Origin of the sequence: Mitsuaria sp. GD03876 (assembly GCF_029840635.1) — a bacterium.
Lineage (GTDB): Bacteria > Pseudomonadota > Gammaproteobacteria > Burkholderiales > Burkholderiaceae_C > Roseateles.
Genome location: NZ_JAOCCU010000022.1, coordinates 92,580 through 107,727, shown reverse-complemented (window position 1 = coordinate 107,727; position 15,148 = coordinate 92,580). Strand labels below are relative to the sequence as shown.

The window sequence follows — 15,148 nt, the reverse complement described above, 5'->3', positions numbered from 1 at the left end:
GACCGGGGCGTCTTCATGCTGGACGGCGCCGGCGCCTGGCGCGGCCTGCTGGACCGGACCTCCGGGCTGGTCTGGAACGACACCAACAACGACAGCTTCCTGCTCGACGCGTCCGGCGACGCCTGGATCGGCACCAGCGCCGGCCTGACGCGCGTGCGCGCCGCCCGGCCCGTGTCGCCCGCCCCGGCCACGCTGCGCGCGGACCTGCTCGAGTTCGGCACGCTGCGGTTCCACGCGCCGCCCCGCGACCCCGTGCCCTGGGCCGCCCGGCAGCTCCGCGTCACGCTGGGCACGCCGGGCGTGTCGCTCGCCCGTTCGCTGCGGATCGAGTACCGGCTGTCCGCCGACGTTCCCTGGCGCCCCGGCGAAGGGGCGTCGATCGACATCGGCGCGCTGGAGGCCGGCAGCCATGTCCTCGAGGCGCGCGTGGCCGGCCGGGTGCCGCTGGAGCCGCCCGGACCGGTCCTGCGCCTGCCCTTCGAGGTGGCGCCGCCCTGGTGGCGCTCGACCGGCGCGCGGCTGGGATTCGCGGCCGCCCTCGCGCTGCTGTACTGGCTGCTGGCGCTGTGGACGCAACGGCGCGCCCGCGCGCGCCGGCGCGAACTGGAGCGGGCCATCGAGGAACGGACCGCCGAGCTGGAAGCCTCGCAGGCCGCGCTGCACCGCCTGAGCGGCTACAACGCGATGGCGCTCGAGGACGAGCGCAAGCGGGTGTCGCGCGAGCTGCACGACGAGCTCGGCCAGCAACTGGCGGCCTTGCGCCTGGAGATCTCCGTCCTGCGGGCGCGGGCGGCCAAGGCCGCGCTGCCGGACGTGACGCAACTGGACCTGCTGCACGAGCGGGTCGACCGCCTGATCGCCGCCGTGCGCGGCGTGGTCTCGCAGTTGCGGCCGCCGGCGCTGGACGGCGGCTTGACGGCGGCCCTGCGCTGGCTGGCCTCGGAGTTCAGCCGCGACACCGGCGTGCCCTGCGCCGTCACGGTGCCGGCCGAGGCCAACGAACTCGGTGCCGACGCCGCGACGTTGATGTTCCGCATCGCGCAGGAGTCGCTCAACAACGTGCGCCGGCACGCGGCGGCTTCCCATGTCGAGCTCGGGCTCACGCGCCGCGACGCGCAATGGACGCTGACCGTCCGCGACGACGGCCGCGGCTTCGACCCGGCCGCGCGGACCGGCGGCCACGGCGTGCTGGGCATGCGGGAACGCGCGCGGCTGATGGGCGGCACGCTGGACATCGTCTCCGCGCCGGGCGCGGGCACGACGGTCGAATTGCGCGTGGTGCCCGGGACCCCGCATCCGCCGCCCACGTCCTGAGGGGCCGGATCCCGCCTGTCGCGTGGGTCGACGCAGGTTTCGACGATCAAGTCCTCACCAGCTGTGGCGCGCCTCCGACGAGAGTGGTCACAGAGTGAAACGGGGCCCGGGCTGACAACGATGTCGGGACAAGATGCGCGGCTCGCGCCGTGGCGCGGTTCCCCTCCTCTTCTCCCCTTGCGACACCGGGACCCCATCGTGATGGACTTCGACCTTGACGCGTGGCTCGCGTCGACCAGTACCCGCCGCCAATGGATGCGCCGGACCCTCGTGGCCGGGGGCAGCGTCCTCGGGCTGGCGGCCTGCGGATCCGGAGGCGGCGACGCGCCCACCGATGCCCAGGCCGCCCCCGACAACGGCGCCGGCAGCGGCAGCGGCACCGGCGCGGCGACGGGCGGCGCCCCGGCGGCGCCCGCGGGGCCCCGGGTCTTCAAGCATCCGGGCCTGCTGCACACCGAGGCCGACTTCACCCGCATGCGGGCGCAGCTCGCGGCCGGGCGCGAGCCCTGGGCCTCGGGCCTGCGGGCGCTGACCTCGAGCAGCCGCGCGCAGCTGGGCCGCGACCCGCAGCCGGTCGTCACCGCGATCCGCGGCGGCGACGGCGAGAACTTCCGCGCGATGGTCGAGGACGTGCAGCGCGCCTATCAGCTGGCGCTGCGCTGGAAGGTCACCAACGACGCCGCCTACGCGGCGCAGGCGGTGCGCTACGTCAACGCCTGGGTGTCCACGATGACGACGCTTACCGGCAACAACGACCGCGTCCTCGCCGCCGGCATCTACGGCTACCAATGGGCCAACGCGGCGGAGATCCTGCGCACCTACGACGGCTGGAGCGCCGCCGACCGGACCGCCTGCCAGCAATGGCTGCTGACCCACTTCTATCCGCTGCAGAGCGCCTTCCTGAAGGACCACAACGGCTCCAACATCACCAACTACTGGGCCAACTGGGACCTGGTGACCCTGGTGGGCATGCTGGCCATCGGCGTCTTCGCCGACCGGCCCGACGTGTACCAGGAGGCGATCGACTACTTCAACGGCGGGCGCGGCAACGGCGCGTCGCGCCACATGGTCTACGCGCGCCATCCCGGACACGTGGGGCAATGGCAGGAAAGCGGCCGCGACCAGGGCCACGCGACCTTGAGCCTGGGCATGGCCGGCTACCTGTGCGAGATGGCCTGGAACCAGGGCGACGACCTCTACGGCATGGACGACAACCGGCTGCTGGCCGGCGCCGAGTACGTCGCCAAGTCCAACCTGAAGGACGCGACGGGCGCGTTCCACACGCTGCCGTTCTACGTCTACAGCAACCGGCAGGGCACCTTCACCGCCGTGTCCGACGGCGGCCGCCCGAACGGCCGTCCCTGCTGGGAAGTCCTCTTCAACCATTACGTCAAGCGCAAGGGCCTCGCCGCGCCGTGGGTCGGCGCGCTGGCCGCGCAGTTGCGCCCCGAAGGCAACACCTGGGGCGGCGACGACCTGAGCTTCGGCACGCTGACCTTCTCGCGCGACGCCGAGGTCTCGCGCGTCGCGCCCTCGGGCGTGCAGGCGATCGTGCGCGGCGGCGCGGCCCAGCTGTCGTGGTGGGGCAGCGCGGAGGCCAGCGCCCATGCGGTGCTGCGCGCGCCGGCCGGGTCGAGCGCGTTCGCCGAGCTTGGCCGCATCGCCGCGGGCGACCTGAACACCTGGACCGACAGCACGGCGGCGCAGGGCCGCTGGCAGTACCAGATCCGCGCCCTCGACGGCGCGGGCGCGGTGCTGTCGAGCTCGGCCACGGCGACGGTCGACCTGGACGCGCCGCTGCTGCTGAACCTGCCGCTGGACGACGGCCAGGGCACGGTGGCGCGCGACGTCGGCGCGGGCAAGCTGGCGGGCGCGCTCAAGGGCGGCGCGTCGTGGGGCGATGGGCGCAAGGCGGGGACGCGCGCGCTGGCGCTGGACGGCACGTCCGGCCATCTCGAGCTGCCCGCGGGCGTGCTGGCCGGCGTCGGCGACGTCACGATCACCGCCTGGGTCTGGTGGAACGGCGTGGGCAAGGGCAACGCGCGCGTCTTCGACTTCGGCTCCTCCGACATCACCTACCTGTCGCTGCTGGTGAGCGCCGACGCGACGCGGGTCAGCGTGACCAACACCAGCTACTTCGGCGAGCAGACGGTGTCGACCGGTCCGCTGCCCAAGGGGCGCTGGGTGCACCTGGCGATGACGCTCAAGGACCGGACCTGCACGCTGTTCGTCGACGGCGCGACGGCGGCCTCGATCGCCACGATGGACCTGGCGCCCTACCAGCTCGGCGCGACGACGCAGAACTGGCTGGGACGCGCGCGGTACGGGCAGGACCCGTACTTCAACGGCCGGATGCAGGACCTGCGGATCCACGGCGGCGCGCTCACGCCGGCGCAGGTGCAGGCGCTGGCGAGCGCTTGACCCGTCCCGGGCGCAGGCGTCGCGTGCCGGCCCGTCAAGCCGGCACGGCGTCGTCGAACGCGACCTGGTCGCGCCCGCCGTGCTTGGCCCGATAGAGCGCCCGGTCCGCGGCCTCCAGCAGCCGCTCGTCGTCGCAGGCCGCCTCGCTCAGCATGGCCGCGCCGAAGGAGCTGGTCACGCGGCCGATCGCGGTCGGTTCCGCGCTGACCTCGCGCTGCATCCGGCACAGCCGCTCGCGGTCCTGCGGCTCGTTCAGGTCCAGGCCCGGCAGGACGAGGACGAACTCCTCGCCCCCCAGGCGCCCCACCGCGTCGTACGGCCGCACGGTGCCGGCGAGCCGGCCCGCGAAGGTCTTCAGCACGGCGTCGCCCGCGGGATGGCCATGGGTGTCGTTGACCCGTTTGAAATGGTCGATGTCGATGATCGCGACCGTCAGCGGCTGGCCCTCGCGGCGCGCCCGGACGATCTCCCGCCGCAGGATCTCCGTCAGCGCGCGCCGGTTCCACAGGCCGGTCAGCGCGTCGCGGCTGGCGAGCTCCTCCAGCTGCGCCCGCGAGGCCTCCAGGTCGCGCGTGCGCTCGGACACGAGGCGCTCCAGCCGGGTCTGCCGCTCGCGCCATTGGCGGCGGCGCCAGCGATACCACCCAAAGGCCGTGCCGAGCAGCGCGACGACCCCCAGCGTCATCGCCCACGCCGTCTGCCACCAGGGCGGCCGGAGCGTGAAGCCGAAGGTGATCGACTCGGAATGCCGGCCGGTGTCCGGATCCACGAGCCGGACCTCCACCTGGAACGGGCCCGGCGCCAGTTCCGCCAGCTCGATGTCCGCGTTCTTCGCGACGGACCAGCCGTCGTCCCGGCCGGCGATGCGGTACTCGAGCTGCAGCGCGCGATCGGCGAACTGCAGCGAGGCCAGCCGGAGATGGATCCGGTCCCGCGTCCAGGCCAGCGTCTCGCCGTCGCGGACCAGCCGCCGGTCGGTGCCCCGCGTGGCCGACAGCAGCAGCGGACGGGGCATCGGGCTCGCGAAGACGGCGGCGGGATCGATCAGGCGCGACACCCCCCGGCTGGTGCCCACCCACAGCGACCGGTCGCGGTCCTCGTAGAGCGCGGAGCCCGAGGTGTCGTTCCAGATCAGGCCCTGGGACCGGTCCACGAGCTTCCAGCGGGTCCCGTCGTGCACCACCAGGCCGGCATCCGTGCCGATCCACAACCAGCCCCGGCTGTCCCTCAGCAGCGCCACGATCAGCCGCCCCTTGAGCACCGGGCTCTCCAGCGCGTCCAGGGACGGCATGTCGGCATGGGGATCCCGGACCCGCCAGGCGCGGCCGGACTCGCTGGCCGCGAAGACGCTGCCGTCCGCGCCGCAGGCCAGGTACTCCACGCCGCCCTCGACCGCGAGGGGCGGCAGCCAGCGGCCCGCGTGCATGCGGGCCAGCGTGTGACGGCCCGCGAACCAGAGCGTGCCGTCGGATCCCTCGCAGGCATCGGCGAAGGCCTCCTCCGCGCCGCCCGGCGGGGGCTTCACGGGTTGTCCCTCGCCACGGCCATGGTCGGGCCAGCGCCGGATCTCGGTCGGCGTCAGGACCCACAGGGCGCCGTCCCGGGCCGTCAACGCCCGGCTGAATCCGTCGGCGCGGCCGCTCGGCGCGGCAACGGCGCCGGGCACCTCGCGTCCGCCGCGGAACCGGTGAAGCGTGGCGACGTCCGTGGCGGCCCAGATCCCGTCGCCGCCATCCGGCAACACCTGCATCACGTCGCTGCGATGCGCGATGGGCACGGAGCGGAACGTGCCCTTGCCGGGCTCGAACACCGCCAGCCCCCGCCCGGTGCCGACATGCAGCCGGCCGTCGTGTCCCCGGGCGCGCTGGATGGACCAGACGACGCTGCTGGGCAGGCCGTCCTCGTCGGTCCAGCTCTCCCAGCGGCCGTAGCCGCGCCACTGCAGCAGGCCCGTCCCGTTCAGGCCCAGCCAGAGACCGCCCTCGCGGTCGCTCAGCAGCGCGTGGACGCGACCGTCCCCGGGCAGCCCCTGCCGCTTTCCGAAGAGCCGCCAGTGCTGGTCCTGCCAGCGCAGCACGCCGTGCTGCGACGCGGTGAGGATCCGGTGCGCGGCGTCCTCGATCAGCGGGTAGCGATGCATCGGGTCCCCGCGATCGCCCGGGGCCGTCCGGTCGACGAAGGCGGCCGCGCCCTCGTCCAGCGCCAGCACCGCCTCGGTCGACCGCGCCCACAGGCTGCCGTCGGCGGCCTGCAGCAGCGCGTGCCAGGGCTGGCGCGCGACGCCCGCGCGCTCGTCCCAGCGCTGGAGCTGGCCGTCGCGCCAACGACAGATCGCCAGGTCGCATCCCACCCACACGGCGCCGTCGCGGGCCACCATGACGCTGACGATCTGCTTCATCTCCGGATGGCGCGCGAGCTGCTCCGGCGACAGCAGCGCGTCGGCGGACCAGCCGCCGGTCGCCGGATCGACCACGACGCGCTGCACGCCGGCCGTGGTGATGAACCAGGCCTCGTCGCCGCGGGCGGCCAGTGCCGCGGGCGAGTCCGCGAACAGCTGCACGCCCCGCGGCAGCACGTGCTGGAGCTTGCCCGAGCGCCACAGCCAGGCGCCCGAATCCGCCACGATCCACAGGTTCTCGCCCGCGGCGGACAGCGCGAACACCCGCCGCAGTTCCTGCGTGGCGATGCGGTCGATCCGCTGCCCGTCATGGCGGTACAGGCCGTTGTCCGTGCCGATCCACAGGAAGCCGCGCGGGTCCTGCTGCAGCGCGTGGAGCGCGAGGTTGCCCAGGCCCTCGGCCTGCCCGAACTCCAGGAGGTTCATGCGTTCGCCGCGGCCGGTCGACGGCGCGAGGATCGACGCGAGCAGCACCGCCCCGCCCACGATCGCGCGGATCCATCCAGTCGACATGCCATCTCCTCCGGGCCTTGTCCGGGCCTCTTCCGGCGCCGAGCTTAGCCGCTCGCCCCCTGCCGCGGCCACGCGCCGCGCGACGCCGCGCGCCCGTTTCCGCAAGGTTGCACGCCCCGGTCCCCGGTTCGTTCGCGGTGACGGATCAGTGAAGGCTTTTGGCCGGCGAGACGGAAGAATGCCGTCCCGGTCGCCGTGGGATCCGGCGCGACCGATCGCCCCGCGGCGCGCGTCCGACGCGCGCGCCCTCCTGCCCCGATCCGCACTCCGACCTCAGCGATGACCAGACCGGCGATCCGCATCATTGACCTCACGACGCGCCTGGGCGAGCAGGCGCTCAGCCAATGCCGGACGACGCGCGCGGACACCGATCCGGACCGGTCCCTGTGCGTGAGCTTCGCGCCCGGGCTGCCCGCCATCGACTGGGTGCGGCCGCCCCGCCACGCCGACGACCTCTCGCCCGGCGCCGGTCCCGCGGTGCTGTTCCTCCTGGTGGGCCCGGGCTCGGTGCGGACGGCGCAGGCGGTGCTGCTGCGCGCCATCGCCGCGCAGGTGCCCCGCGTGCGCGTGCTGCTCATGCCCAACGCGCTCGTCGAGGAGTCGGCGCTGCAATTGATGCTGCGTCCGGACGACGAGGCGCGGCGCCTGTACCGCCTGCCCGACAGCAGCCCGGAAACGCTGTGGTTCGTGCTGGGCGAGGAATTCAACAAGCTGTCGGGCCAGGTGGGCCCGGCGTTCTCCACCACGGCGCAAAGCCAGAAGGTTCCCATGAGCAACAACCTGCAGCAGTCGATGACCTCGGCCATGACGATCGACGGCGCCGTGACCGCCGCCCTGGTGGATTACCGCAGCGGCATGTGCCTCGCGCAGGCGGGCACCGGCATCAACCTGGACCTGGCTGCCGCGGGCAACACGCAGGTGGTGCGCGCGAAGCTGCAGACGATGGAGACGCTCGGGCTGCGCAAGGGCATCGAGGACATCCTGATCACGCTGACGGACCAGTACCACCTGATCCGGCTGGTGCCCAACAACGTCGGCCTGTTCCTCTACCTGGTCCTGGACCGGGCCAAGGGCAACCTGGCCCTGGCGCGCTACAAGCTGACCGAGATCGAACGCGCCCTGAAGGTCTGAGCCGATGCGATCGCCTGCCCTGCTCCTTGCGCTCCTGGGCGCCGCCGCCCTGGCCCTCGCGCCCGCATCCGCGTCCGCGGCGGACACGCCCGTCACCGGCACCATCCTGCTGGGCCAGGTCGCGCCCTTCAGCGGTCCCTCGGTCAAGCTGGCAGAGGAATTCAACCTCGGCGCCCGCACCTACTTCCAGGCGCTCAACGAGCACGGCGGCGTCAACGGCCACCGCGTCGAGCTGCGCACCCGGGACGACCGCTACGTCCCCGCGGAGACCGCCCGGCTCGCCCGCGAACTGATCGCGCAGGACGGCGTCTTCGCGCTGTTCGGCACTGTCGGCACCGGGACCACGCTGGCGGCGCTGCCGGTGGCGACCGCCGAGGGCGTGCCGCTGTTCGCCCCGTCCACCGGGGCCGAGGCGCTGCGCACGCCCTTCAACCGGTGGGTGTTCCACATCCGCGCCGGCTACCACGAGGAGGCCGACTACATCGTCGAGCAACTGGCCGTCGGCAACCTGCGCCAGATCGCGGTGTTCCACCAGGACGACGCCTATGGCAAGGCCGGCCTGGAGGCGGTGACGCGGGCCCAGGACAAGCGCGGCTTCAAGCTCGCGGCCATGGCCACGGTGGAGCGCGACGCCACCGACGTCGGCGAGGCCGCCCGCCGGCTGACGCTGGCCAAGCCGCAGGCGGTGATCCTGGTGGCCTCGTACACCTCCAGCGCCGCGCTGGTGAAGGCCATGAGGAAGCTGGGCTACGCCGGCCAGTTCGTCGCGACCTCCTACGTCGGCGGCAACGCGCTGGCCGATGCGCTGGGCAACGACGGCAACGGCGTGTGGGTGTCCGAGGTGGCGCCTTTCCCGTGGAGCGCCGGCACGCCGCTGCAGCGCGAATACAACCAGGCGATGGAACGCGCCAGCGTGCCGCATCGCAGCTTCGGCTCGATGGAGGGTTACCTGGCGGCCAAGGTCTTCGCCGAGGGTCTGCGGCGCGCCGGCCGCGATCCCACCCGCGCCAGGCTCGTCAGCGCGCTGGAATCCCTGCAGGGATGGGACGCCGGCGGCTTCCGGATCTCCTATTCGCCGACCGACCACGGCGGCACCCGGCGCGTGGAGATGACAATGATCGGTCCCCAAGGCAAATTCGTGCACTGACCATGGCCCATCCGCGTTCGCTCCGTCTCCTGGCCGCGCTCTGCCTGGCCCTGGCGCAAGCGGCCCATGCCGACATCGTCGTCGGCCAGGTCGCGCCCTTCAGCGGCCCGCAGGCGGTCACCGGCAAGGCGATCCGCGCCGGCGCCCGGCTGTGGATCGACGAGGTCAATGCCCGCGGCGGCGTCCGCGGCCAGCGCATCCGGCTGGTCACCCGCGACGACGCGCAGAAGCCCGACGAGACCGTGCGGCTCGTCAAGGAGCTGATCGCGCAGGACGCCCCGACGGCGCTGCTGGGCACGGTGGGCACCTCCAACCTCGAGGCCCTCAAGCAGGACGGCGTGCTCGAGAAGACCCGCGTGCCCATGGTCGGCGCGATCTCGGGCGCGACCAGCATCCTCACGGCGCGCGAGATGTACCCGGTCAAGGCCAGCTACCGCGAGGAGGTCGAGCGCCTGTTCCGGCAGCTCGCGGAAATGGGCCGCACGCGCGTCGGCATCGTCTACCAGGACGACGGCCTGGGCCGCGACGCGCTGGCGGGCGCGCAGGCGTCGGCGAAGACCCATGGCCTGACGCTGGTCGCCCAGTCGGGCTACGCGCGCAACACCGTCGAGGTCGGCAAGCCGGTGGACGAGATGGTCCGGCTCAAGCCCGATGTCATCTTCCTGGCCGCCACGACGGCCGCCGCGATCGAGTTCACGCGCCGCTACCAGGCCGCCGGCGGCCACGCCGGGCTGTACGGCATGTCCATCATCGACGTGCAGGCCCTGCTCGCCGGGCTGGGCGCCGAGCGCGCCCGGGGTTTCGCCTTCTCCCTGGTGCTGCCGACGGACGACCGCCTGGACAGCGAGCTGATCCGCGAATACCAGCGCCTGCGCCAGAAGGCCGCGGATCCGGAGCTCTCCTCCCGCTCGGTCGAGGGCTACATCGCGGCCAAGGCGCTGGTGAAGGCGCTGGAGCGCGCGCCGCGGCCCGGCCCGCAGGCCTTGAGCGAGACGCTGGAGCGCGGCTTCGAGGCCGACATCGGCGGCCACCGCCTGACCTTCGGCAAGGGCCAGGCGCCTTCGCGCTACGTGGACTTCGCCATCCTGGGCAGCAGCGGCAAGCTCGTGCGATGACTCGTGAAGGATGTCACATCGATTTGCGCAAATCTTCTGTAGAGTTTCAACTACATTGTCGTTACACCCCTACAGGAGGGTCGATGTTTTTCCCCAAGCCCCCCACCGATGCCGTCGGCCGCCCCATGCAAGTCGACATCGAGCTCGAGTTCGATGGCGACGACGAACCCGCTGGCCAGGGGTGGTCCGAGACGGTGTCTCCCGGCCCCGACTGGCGTTTCGGCGCCTGCGCCGTGCGGCCGACCTGCCGTGAAGTCGTCATCGCCGGCAAGGTCCGCAGCCTGCAGCCGCGCGCCTTCGACCTGCTCGTGCACCTGATCGAGCGGCGCAGCCAGGTCGTCACCACCGACGACCTGCTCGACGCCGTCTGGGGCGACCAGGAGGTCCAGCCCGGCGCGCTCACCATGGCGATCGCCCGCATCCGGACGGCGCTCCGGGATGCGATGGCGGACCGCGGGGAAACCATCCGGACCTACCACCGCGTCGGCTACCGCTTCGTGGCCCCGATCGAGGACGACGCGATCGGACGCCAACGGTGAGTTGCGGGACGGGTCGTGCCATGTCCCAATCGGCCATGGCAGCCCCGTCCCTCCCGCCCGCCCCGGCCGGCCTGCTCCTGGCGGCGGCGTTGCTCGCGTCGGCGCCCGCGACGTCCGCCCCCGCCCCCGCGCCCGATCCCCCCTTGCAGGCCAGCCAGTACGCGCACGCCTCGTGGACGGCCCGGGACGGCGCGCTGCTGGGCCTGGTCTTCGCGATGGCGCAGACGCCGGACGGCTACCTGTGGGTCGGCGGATCCTTCGGCCTGTTCCGCTTCGACGGGCTCCGGTTCATGCCCTGGCGGCCTCCCCAGGGCCAGTCGTTGCCCGGCAATCCCTACGCGCTCCTGGTGTCCCGCGACGGCACGCTGTGGATCGGCACCTTCAATGGCCTGGCCAGTTGGGACGGCAAGGCGCTGCGGCGTTATGCGCCGACCGATGGCGGGCTGGTGACCTCGCTCCTCGAGGATCGCGACGGCACGGTCTGGGCCGGCATGCTCGCGAACCCGGGGCAGCTCTGCGCGGTCCGCGACGGGGCGGCCCGCTGCTCCGAGGAGGGCGGCCGGTTCGGCTCGTTCGTCTGGAGCCTAGCGGAGGACGGCGACGGCGCGCTGTGGCTGGGCGCCGACTCCGGCCTCTGGCGATGGCGGCCCGGGGCGCCCGAACGGTTCGTCATGCCCGGCATGCGCGTGGGCGACTTGAGCACCACCGCCGACGGGCAACTGCTGGTCGGCGTGCGCGGCGCGGGACTGATGCGGTTCGAGCGCGGCAGGCTGGTGCCCTATCCCGTGCCCCGCCCCACCCGGCCCGACGACTCGGTCCCGGATCGCGAACTCCGGTCCAACAAGCTGCTGAAGAGCCGCGACGGCGGCCTGTGGATCGGCACCGAAGGGCACGGCATCCTCCACCTGCAGGACGGCCAGGCCGACACCTTCACCCGGGCGGACGGCCTCTCGGGCAACATCGCCTGCAGTCTTTTCGAGGACCGCGAGGGCAACCTCTGGTACGGCAGCGAGAAAGGCGTGGACCGCTTCCACAAGCTGCCCGTCACCACGATCTCGGTGCAGCAGGGACTGCCCAACGAGGGCACGAAGGCCGTGCTGGCCACCCCGGACGGCAGCGTCTGGATCGCGACCGACGAGGGCCTGGCCCGGACGGAGAACGGCCGCTTCTCCGTCTACAGGCAGCGCGACGGCCTGCCCGACGCGCGGGTGCAGTCCCTGTACCAGGATGCCGGCGGACGCCTCTGGGTCAGCACCGCCGGCGGCCTGGCCTACCTCGCGGGCGAGCGGTTCGTCGCCGTCGCCGGCGTGCCCGGCAAGGAGGTCTATTCGATCACCGGGGACGACGCGGGCAATCTCTGGCTGTCGGGCAACGAAGGACTCGTGCGGCTGCGCGACGGCCGGTTCGCCGGGATCACGCCCTGGCAGGCATTCGGCCGCCGGCAACAGGCCAAGGTCATCCTGGCCGACCGGGGCGGGGTGTGGCTGTCCTTCTGGCAGGACGGCGGGGTGATGTACGTCAAGGACGGCAAGGTCCAGGCCACCTACTCCGCCGAGCGCGACGGACTCGGCGCCGGCCACGTCGCCGGCCTCCGGCTCGATGCCGAGGGCGCCGTGTGGGCGGCCACGGAGAACGGCGGGCTCAGCCGCATCAAGGACGGCCGCGTCGCCACGCTCGACACCGGGAGCGGCCTGCCCTGCGACACGGTCCACTGGTCGATGCTGGACGAGCACGGCGCGCTGTGGATGCACGCCGCCTGCGGTCTCCTGCGGATCGCGCCCGACGACCTGGCCGCCTGGATCGCCGACCCGGGCCACCGGGTCGAGCCCCGGCAGTGGGGCGCGGCGGAAGGCGTGCCGCTGTTGGCGTTCACGCCGGCCTACTTCAATCCCCCGGTGGCGCGGGCCCGGGACGGCAGGCTGTGGTTCGTGTCGGGGGCCGACGTGCAGGTCGTCGACCCCGATTACCTGCCCGTCAACCCGCTGCCGCCGCCGGTCCACATCGAGGCGCTCAGCGCCGACCATGACCCCTACCCCGTCGAGGACGGCGTCCGCCTGCCCCCGCTGGTCCGCGACCTGACGATCGAGTTCGCCGCGCTGAGCCTGGTCGATCCGAAGAACACCCGGTTCCGCTACCGGCTCGAAGGCCACGACGACGACTGGCAGGAGGTCATCGACCGGCGCCAGGCCTCCTACACCAACCTGCCGCCGGGGCGTTATCGCTTCCAGGTGAAGGCGGCCAACAACAGCGGCCTCTGGAACGAGGACGGCGCGCGGCTCGAGTTCTCGATCCTGCCGGCCTTCCATCAGACGACCTGGTTCCGCGCGAGCTGCGCCGTCCTGGTCGCCGGCCTGGCGTGGTGCGGTTTCCAGCTGTGGCTGCGCATGCGCATCCGGCGGCTGAGACGGGAGTTCGAGACGACGCTGGACGTGCGGGTGGGCGAGCGCACGCGCATCGCGCGCGATCTGCACGACACGCTGCTGCAACGCTTCCATGGGCTGCTGCTGCAGTTCCAGGCCGCGTTCAACCTCCTGCCCGACCGCCCCGACGATTCGAAGAAGGTCCTGGCCAGCGCCATCGACCAGGTCGCCCAGGCCATCACGGACGGGCGGGACGCGGTGCAGGGCCTGCGCGCCTCGACGCAGGAATCGAACAACCTCGCCGGCGCCCTGCGCTCGCTCGCCGAGGACCTGGCCAACGACAGCGGGCAGGCGGCCACGGCGCGTGTCGACGTGATCGGATCGCCGCGGGCGCTGCATCCGCTGGTGCGCGACGAAGCCTTCCGCGTGGCCGGCGAGGCGCTGCGCAACGCCTTCCACCACGCCGACGCGAAGCGGATCGACGTGGAGATCCGCTATGACGGCAAGGAGCTCAGCGTGCGGGTGCGGGACGACGGCAAGGGCATCGACGCGGAGGTGCTGCGAGCCGGCGAGAAACAAGGCCACTTCGGCTTGAGCGGGATGCGCGAACGCGCCAAGCTCGTGGGGGGCGAGCTCAGCGTCCGCAGCGAGCTCGGCGCCGGCTCCGAGGTGGTGTTCCGCGTCCCCGGCACGCGGGCGTATAGTCGTTCGGCATCGGCTCGGTCGTGGTTCCTCCACAAGAAGTTCTCGCCCAGTGAGATCAGCGAATGACCGAAGAACAGTCCCGGATCCAGGTGCTCTGCGTCGACGACCACCCGATCGTGCGCCAGGGCATCTCCACGCTGCTCGGCGTGGAATCGGACATGACGCTGGTCGGAGAAGCCGCCAACGCGCGCGAGGCGATCCAGCTGTTCCGCGCCCACCGGCCGGACATCACGCTGATGGACCTGCAGATGCCGGGGATGAGCGGGCTCGACGCGATCGGCGCGATCCGCGCCGAGTTCCCAGACGCGCGGATCATCATCCTCACCACCTATGCCGACGACGCCCAGGCGCAGCGCGCGATGCAGGCCGGCGCCTGCGGCTACCTGCTGAAGAACGCGCTGCACAAGGAGCTGCTCGACGCGATCCGCGCCGTGCACGCGGGCCGCAAGACGCTGCCCTCGGAAGCCTCGTTCGAACTGGCCGGGCAGGTCACGCAGGCGGCCCTGTCGCCGGCCGAGATCGGCGTGCTGCGCTTCATCGCGCAGGGCAACGCGTACCGCGACATCGCCGATGCGCTCGGCCTGGGCGAAGTGGCGGTCGAGGCGCAGGTGCGGGCCATCCTGGCCAAGCTGGACGCGCAGGACCAGGCGCAGGCGCAGAAGTCCGACCTCGATCGCGGGATGGTCCAGACCGAACGCGCCGCCCGCCACGCGGCCGAGGCCGCCAACCGCGCGAAGAGCCAGTTCATCGCCGGCATGAGCCACGAGTTGCGCACGCCGTTGAACGCGGTGCTCGGCTACGCCCAACTGCTGTCCATGGAGGGCGGCCTGAGCGAACGGCAGGTCCGCGGCCTGGACACGATCCACCAGAGCGGACAGCACCTGCTGGCGCTGATCAACGACATCCTCGACCTGGCGCGCATCGAGGCCGGCCGCACCGACCTGCACCCGGTGCCGACGCACCTGGGCCCGCTGCTGGCGTCGGTGATGGAGCTCATGCGGGTGAAGGCCGACGAGAAGCGGCTGGCCTTCGTGTTCGAGGCCACGACGCCCCTGCCTGGGACGGTGCTGGTCGACGCGCTCCGGCTGCGCCAGGTGCTGCTGAACCTGCTGGGCAACGCGATCAAGTTCACCGATGCCGGCACGGTTTCGCTGCGGGTCGCCGCCGAGCCCCGGTCGCCCGCCGAGGTGCTGTTGCGGCTGGACATCGAGGACACCGGCGTCGGCATGCGTCCCGACGACCTGGCGCGGATCTTCGAGCCCTTCCAGCAGGTGGGGGACGCCAAGCGCCGCGGCGGCGGCTCCGGACTCGGCCTGTCGATCACCCGCGCCCTGGTGCACGACATGGGCGGCCAGGTGCAGGTCAGCAGCCAGTTCGGGACCGGCACCCGCTTCCGGGTGGAGTTGCCTCTGACGACGGCATCGACGCCCGATGACGATGGCGGCGGGCGGCCCGACGCGGCATGAACACGCGCGCCGCGCGACATCGGGGCTTCAGGATCCGAT

9 protein-coding genes are annotated in these 15,148 nt (G+C 72.7%); 8 read left to right on the top strand and 1 reads right to left on the bottom strand.

The genetic code is table 11. From position 1 onward, the window contains the following. Together N5D62_RS15505 and N5D62_RS15500 are read left to right on the top strand one after the other, a co-directional pair. On the top strand, positions 1–1,314 hold a 1,314-nt coding region (locus N5D62_RS15505), incomplete at its 5' end, for a sensor histidine kinase (protein WP_279758746.1). Between the two features lie 201 nt (positions 1,315–1,515). Then, the gene (locus tag N5D62_RS15500; RefSeq protein ID WP_279758745.1) at positions 1,516–3,735 is read left to right on the top strand and encodes a LamG-like jellyroll fold domain-containing protein; all 2,220 of its coding nucleotides are present in this window, start codon (positions 1,516–1,518) and stop codon (positions 3,733–3,735) included. A gap of 34 nt (positions 3,736–3,769) precedes the next feature. On the opposite strand, the gene N5D62_RS15495 is transcribed toward N5D62_RS15500, so the two are convergent. Next, the gene (locus tag N5D62_RS15495; protein WP_279758744.1) at positions 3,770–6,646 is read right to left on the bottom strand and encodes a diguanylate cyclase; all 2,877 of its coding nucleotides are present in this window, start codon (positions 6,644–6,646) and stop codon (positions 3,770–3,772) included. Between the two features lie 792 nt (positions 6,647–7,438). On the opposite strand from N5D62_RS15495, the gene N5D62_RS15490 reads away from it, so the two are divergent. The 6 genes from N5D62_RS15490 to N5D62_RS15465 all read left to right on the top strand — a co-directional run bounded on the left by N5D62_RS15490 (position 7,439) and on the right by N5D62_RS15465 (position 15,109). Next, positions 7,439–7,777, top strand: coding sequence for a hypothetical protein (locus N5D62_RS15490; protein ID WP_279758749.1), 339 nt, complete (start codon positions 7,439–7,441; stop codon positions 7,775–7,777). 4 nt (positions 7,778–7,781) lie between these two features. Then, a complete protein-coding gene (locus tag N5D62_RS15485; protein WP_279758742.1) occupies positions 7,782–8,924 on the top strand; it encodes an ABC transporter substrate-binding protein in 1,143 nt (380 codons plus the stop codon). Between the two features lie 2 nt (positions 8,925–8,926). After that, on the top strand, positions 8,927–10,039 hold the full coding sequence (locus N5D62_RS15480) for an ABC transporter substrate-binding protein (RefSeq protein WP_279758741.1): 1,113 nt from the start codon (positions 8,927–8,929) through the stop codon (positions 10,037–10,039). Between the two features lie 125 nt (positions 10,040–10,164). Next, positions 10,165–10,578, top strand: coding sequence for a winged helix-turn-helix domain-containing protein (locus tag N5D62_RS15475; RefSeq protein WP_279758740.1), 414 nt, complete (start codon positions 10,165–10,167; stop codon positions 10,576–10,578). A gap of 35 nt (positions 10,579–10,613) precedes the next feature. Further along, entirely contained in the window at positions 10,614–13,709 is a 3,096-nt protein-coding gene (locus tag N5D62_RS15470; RefSeq protein WP_279758739.1) for a sensor histidine kinase, read from the top strand. Further along, positions 13,706–15,109: an ATP-binding protein gene (locus N5D62_RS15465; protein ID WP_279758738.1), complete on the top strand. Its 1,404-nt coding sequence runs from the start codon at positions 13,706–13,708 to the stop codon at positions 15,107–15,109. Before N5D62_RS15470 ends, N5D62_RS15465 begins: the two co-directional genes overlap by 4 nt. Positions 15,110–15,148: the final 39 nt, after the last annotated feature.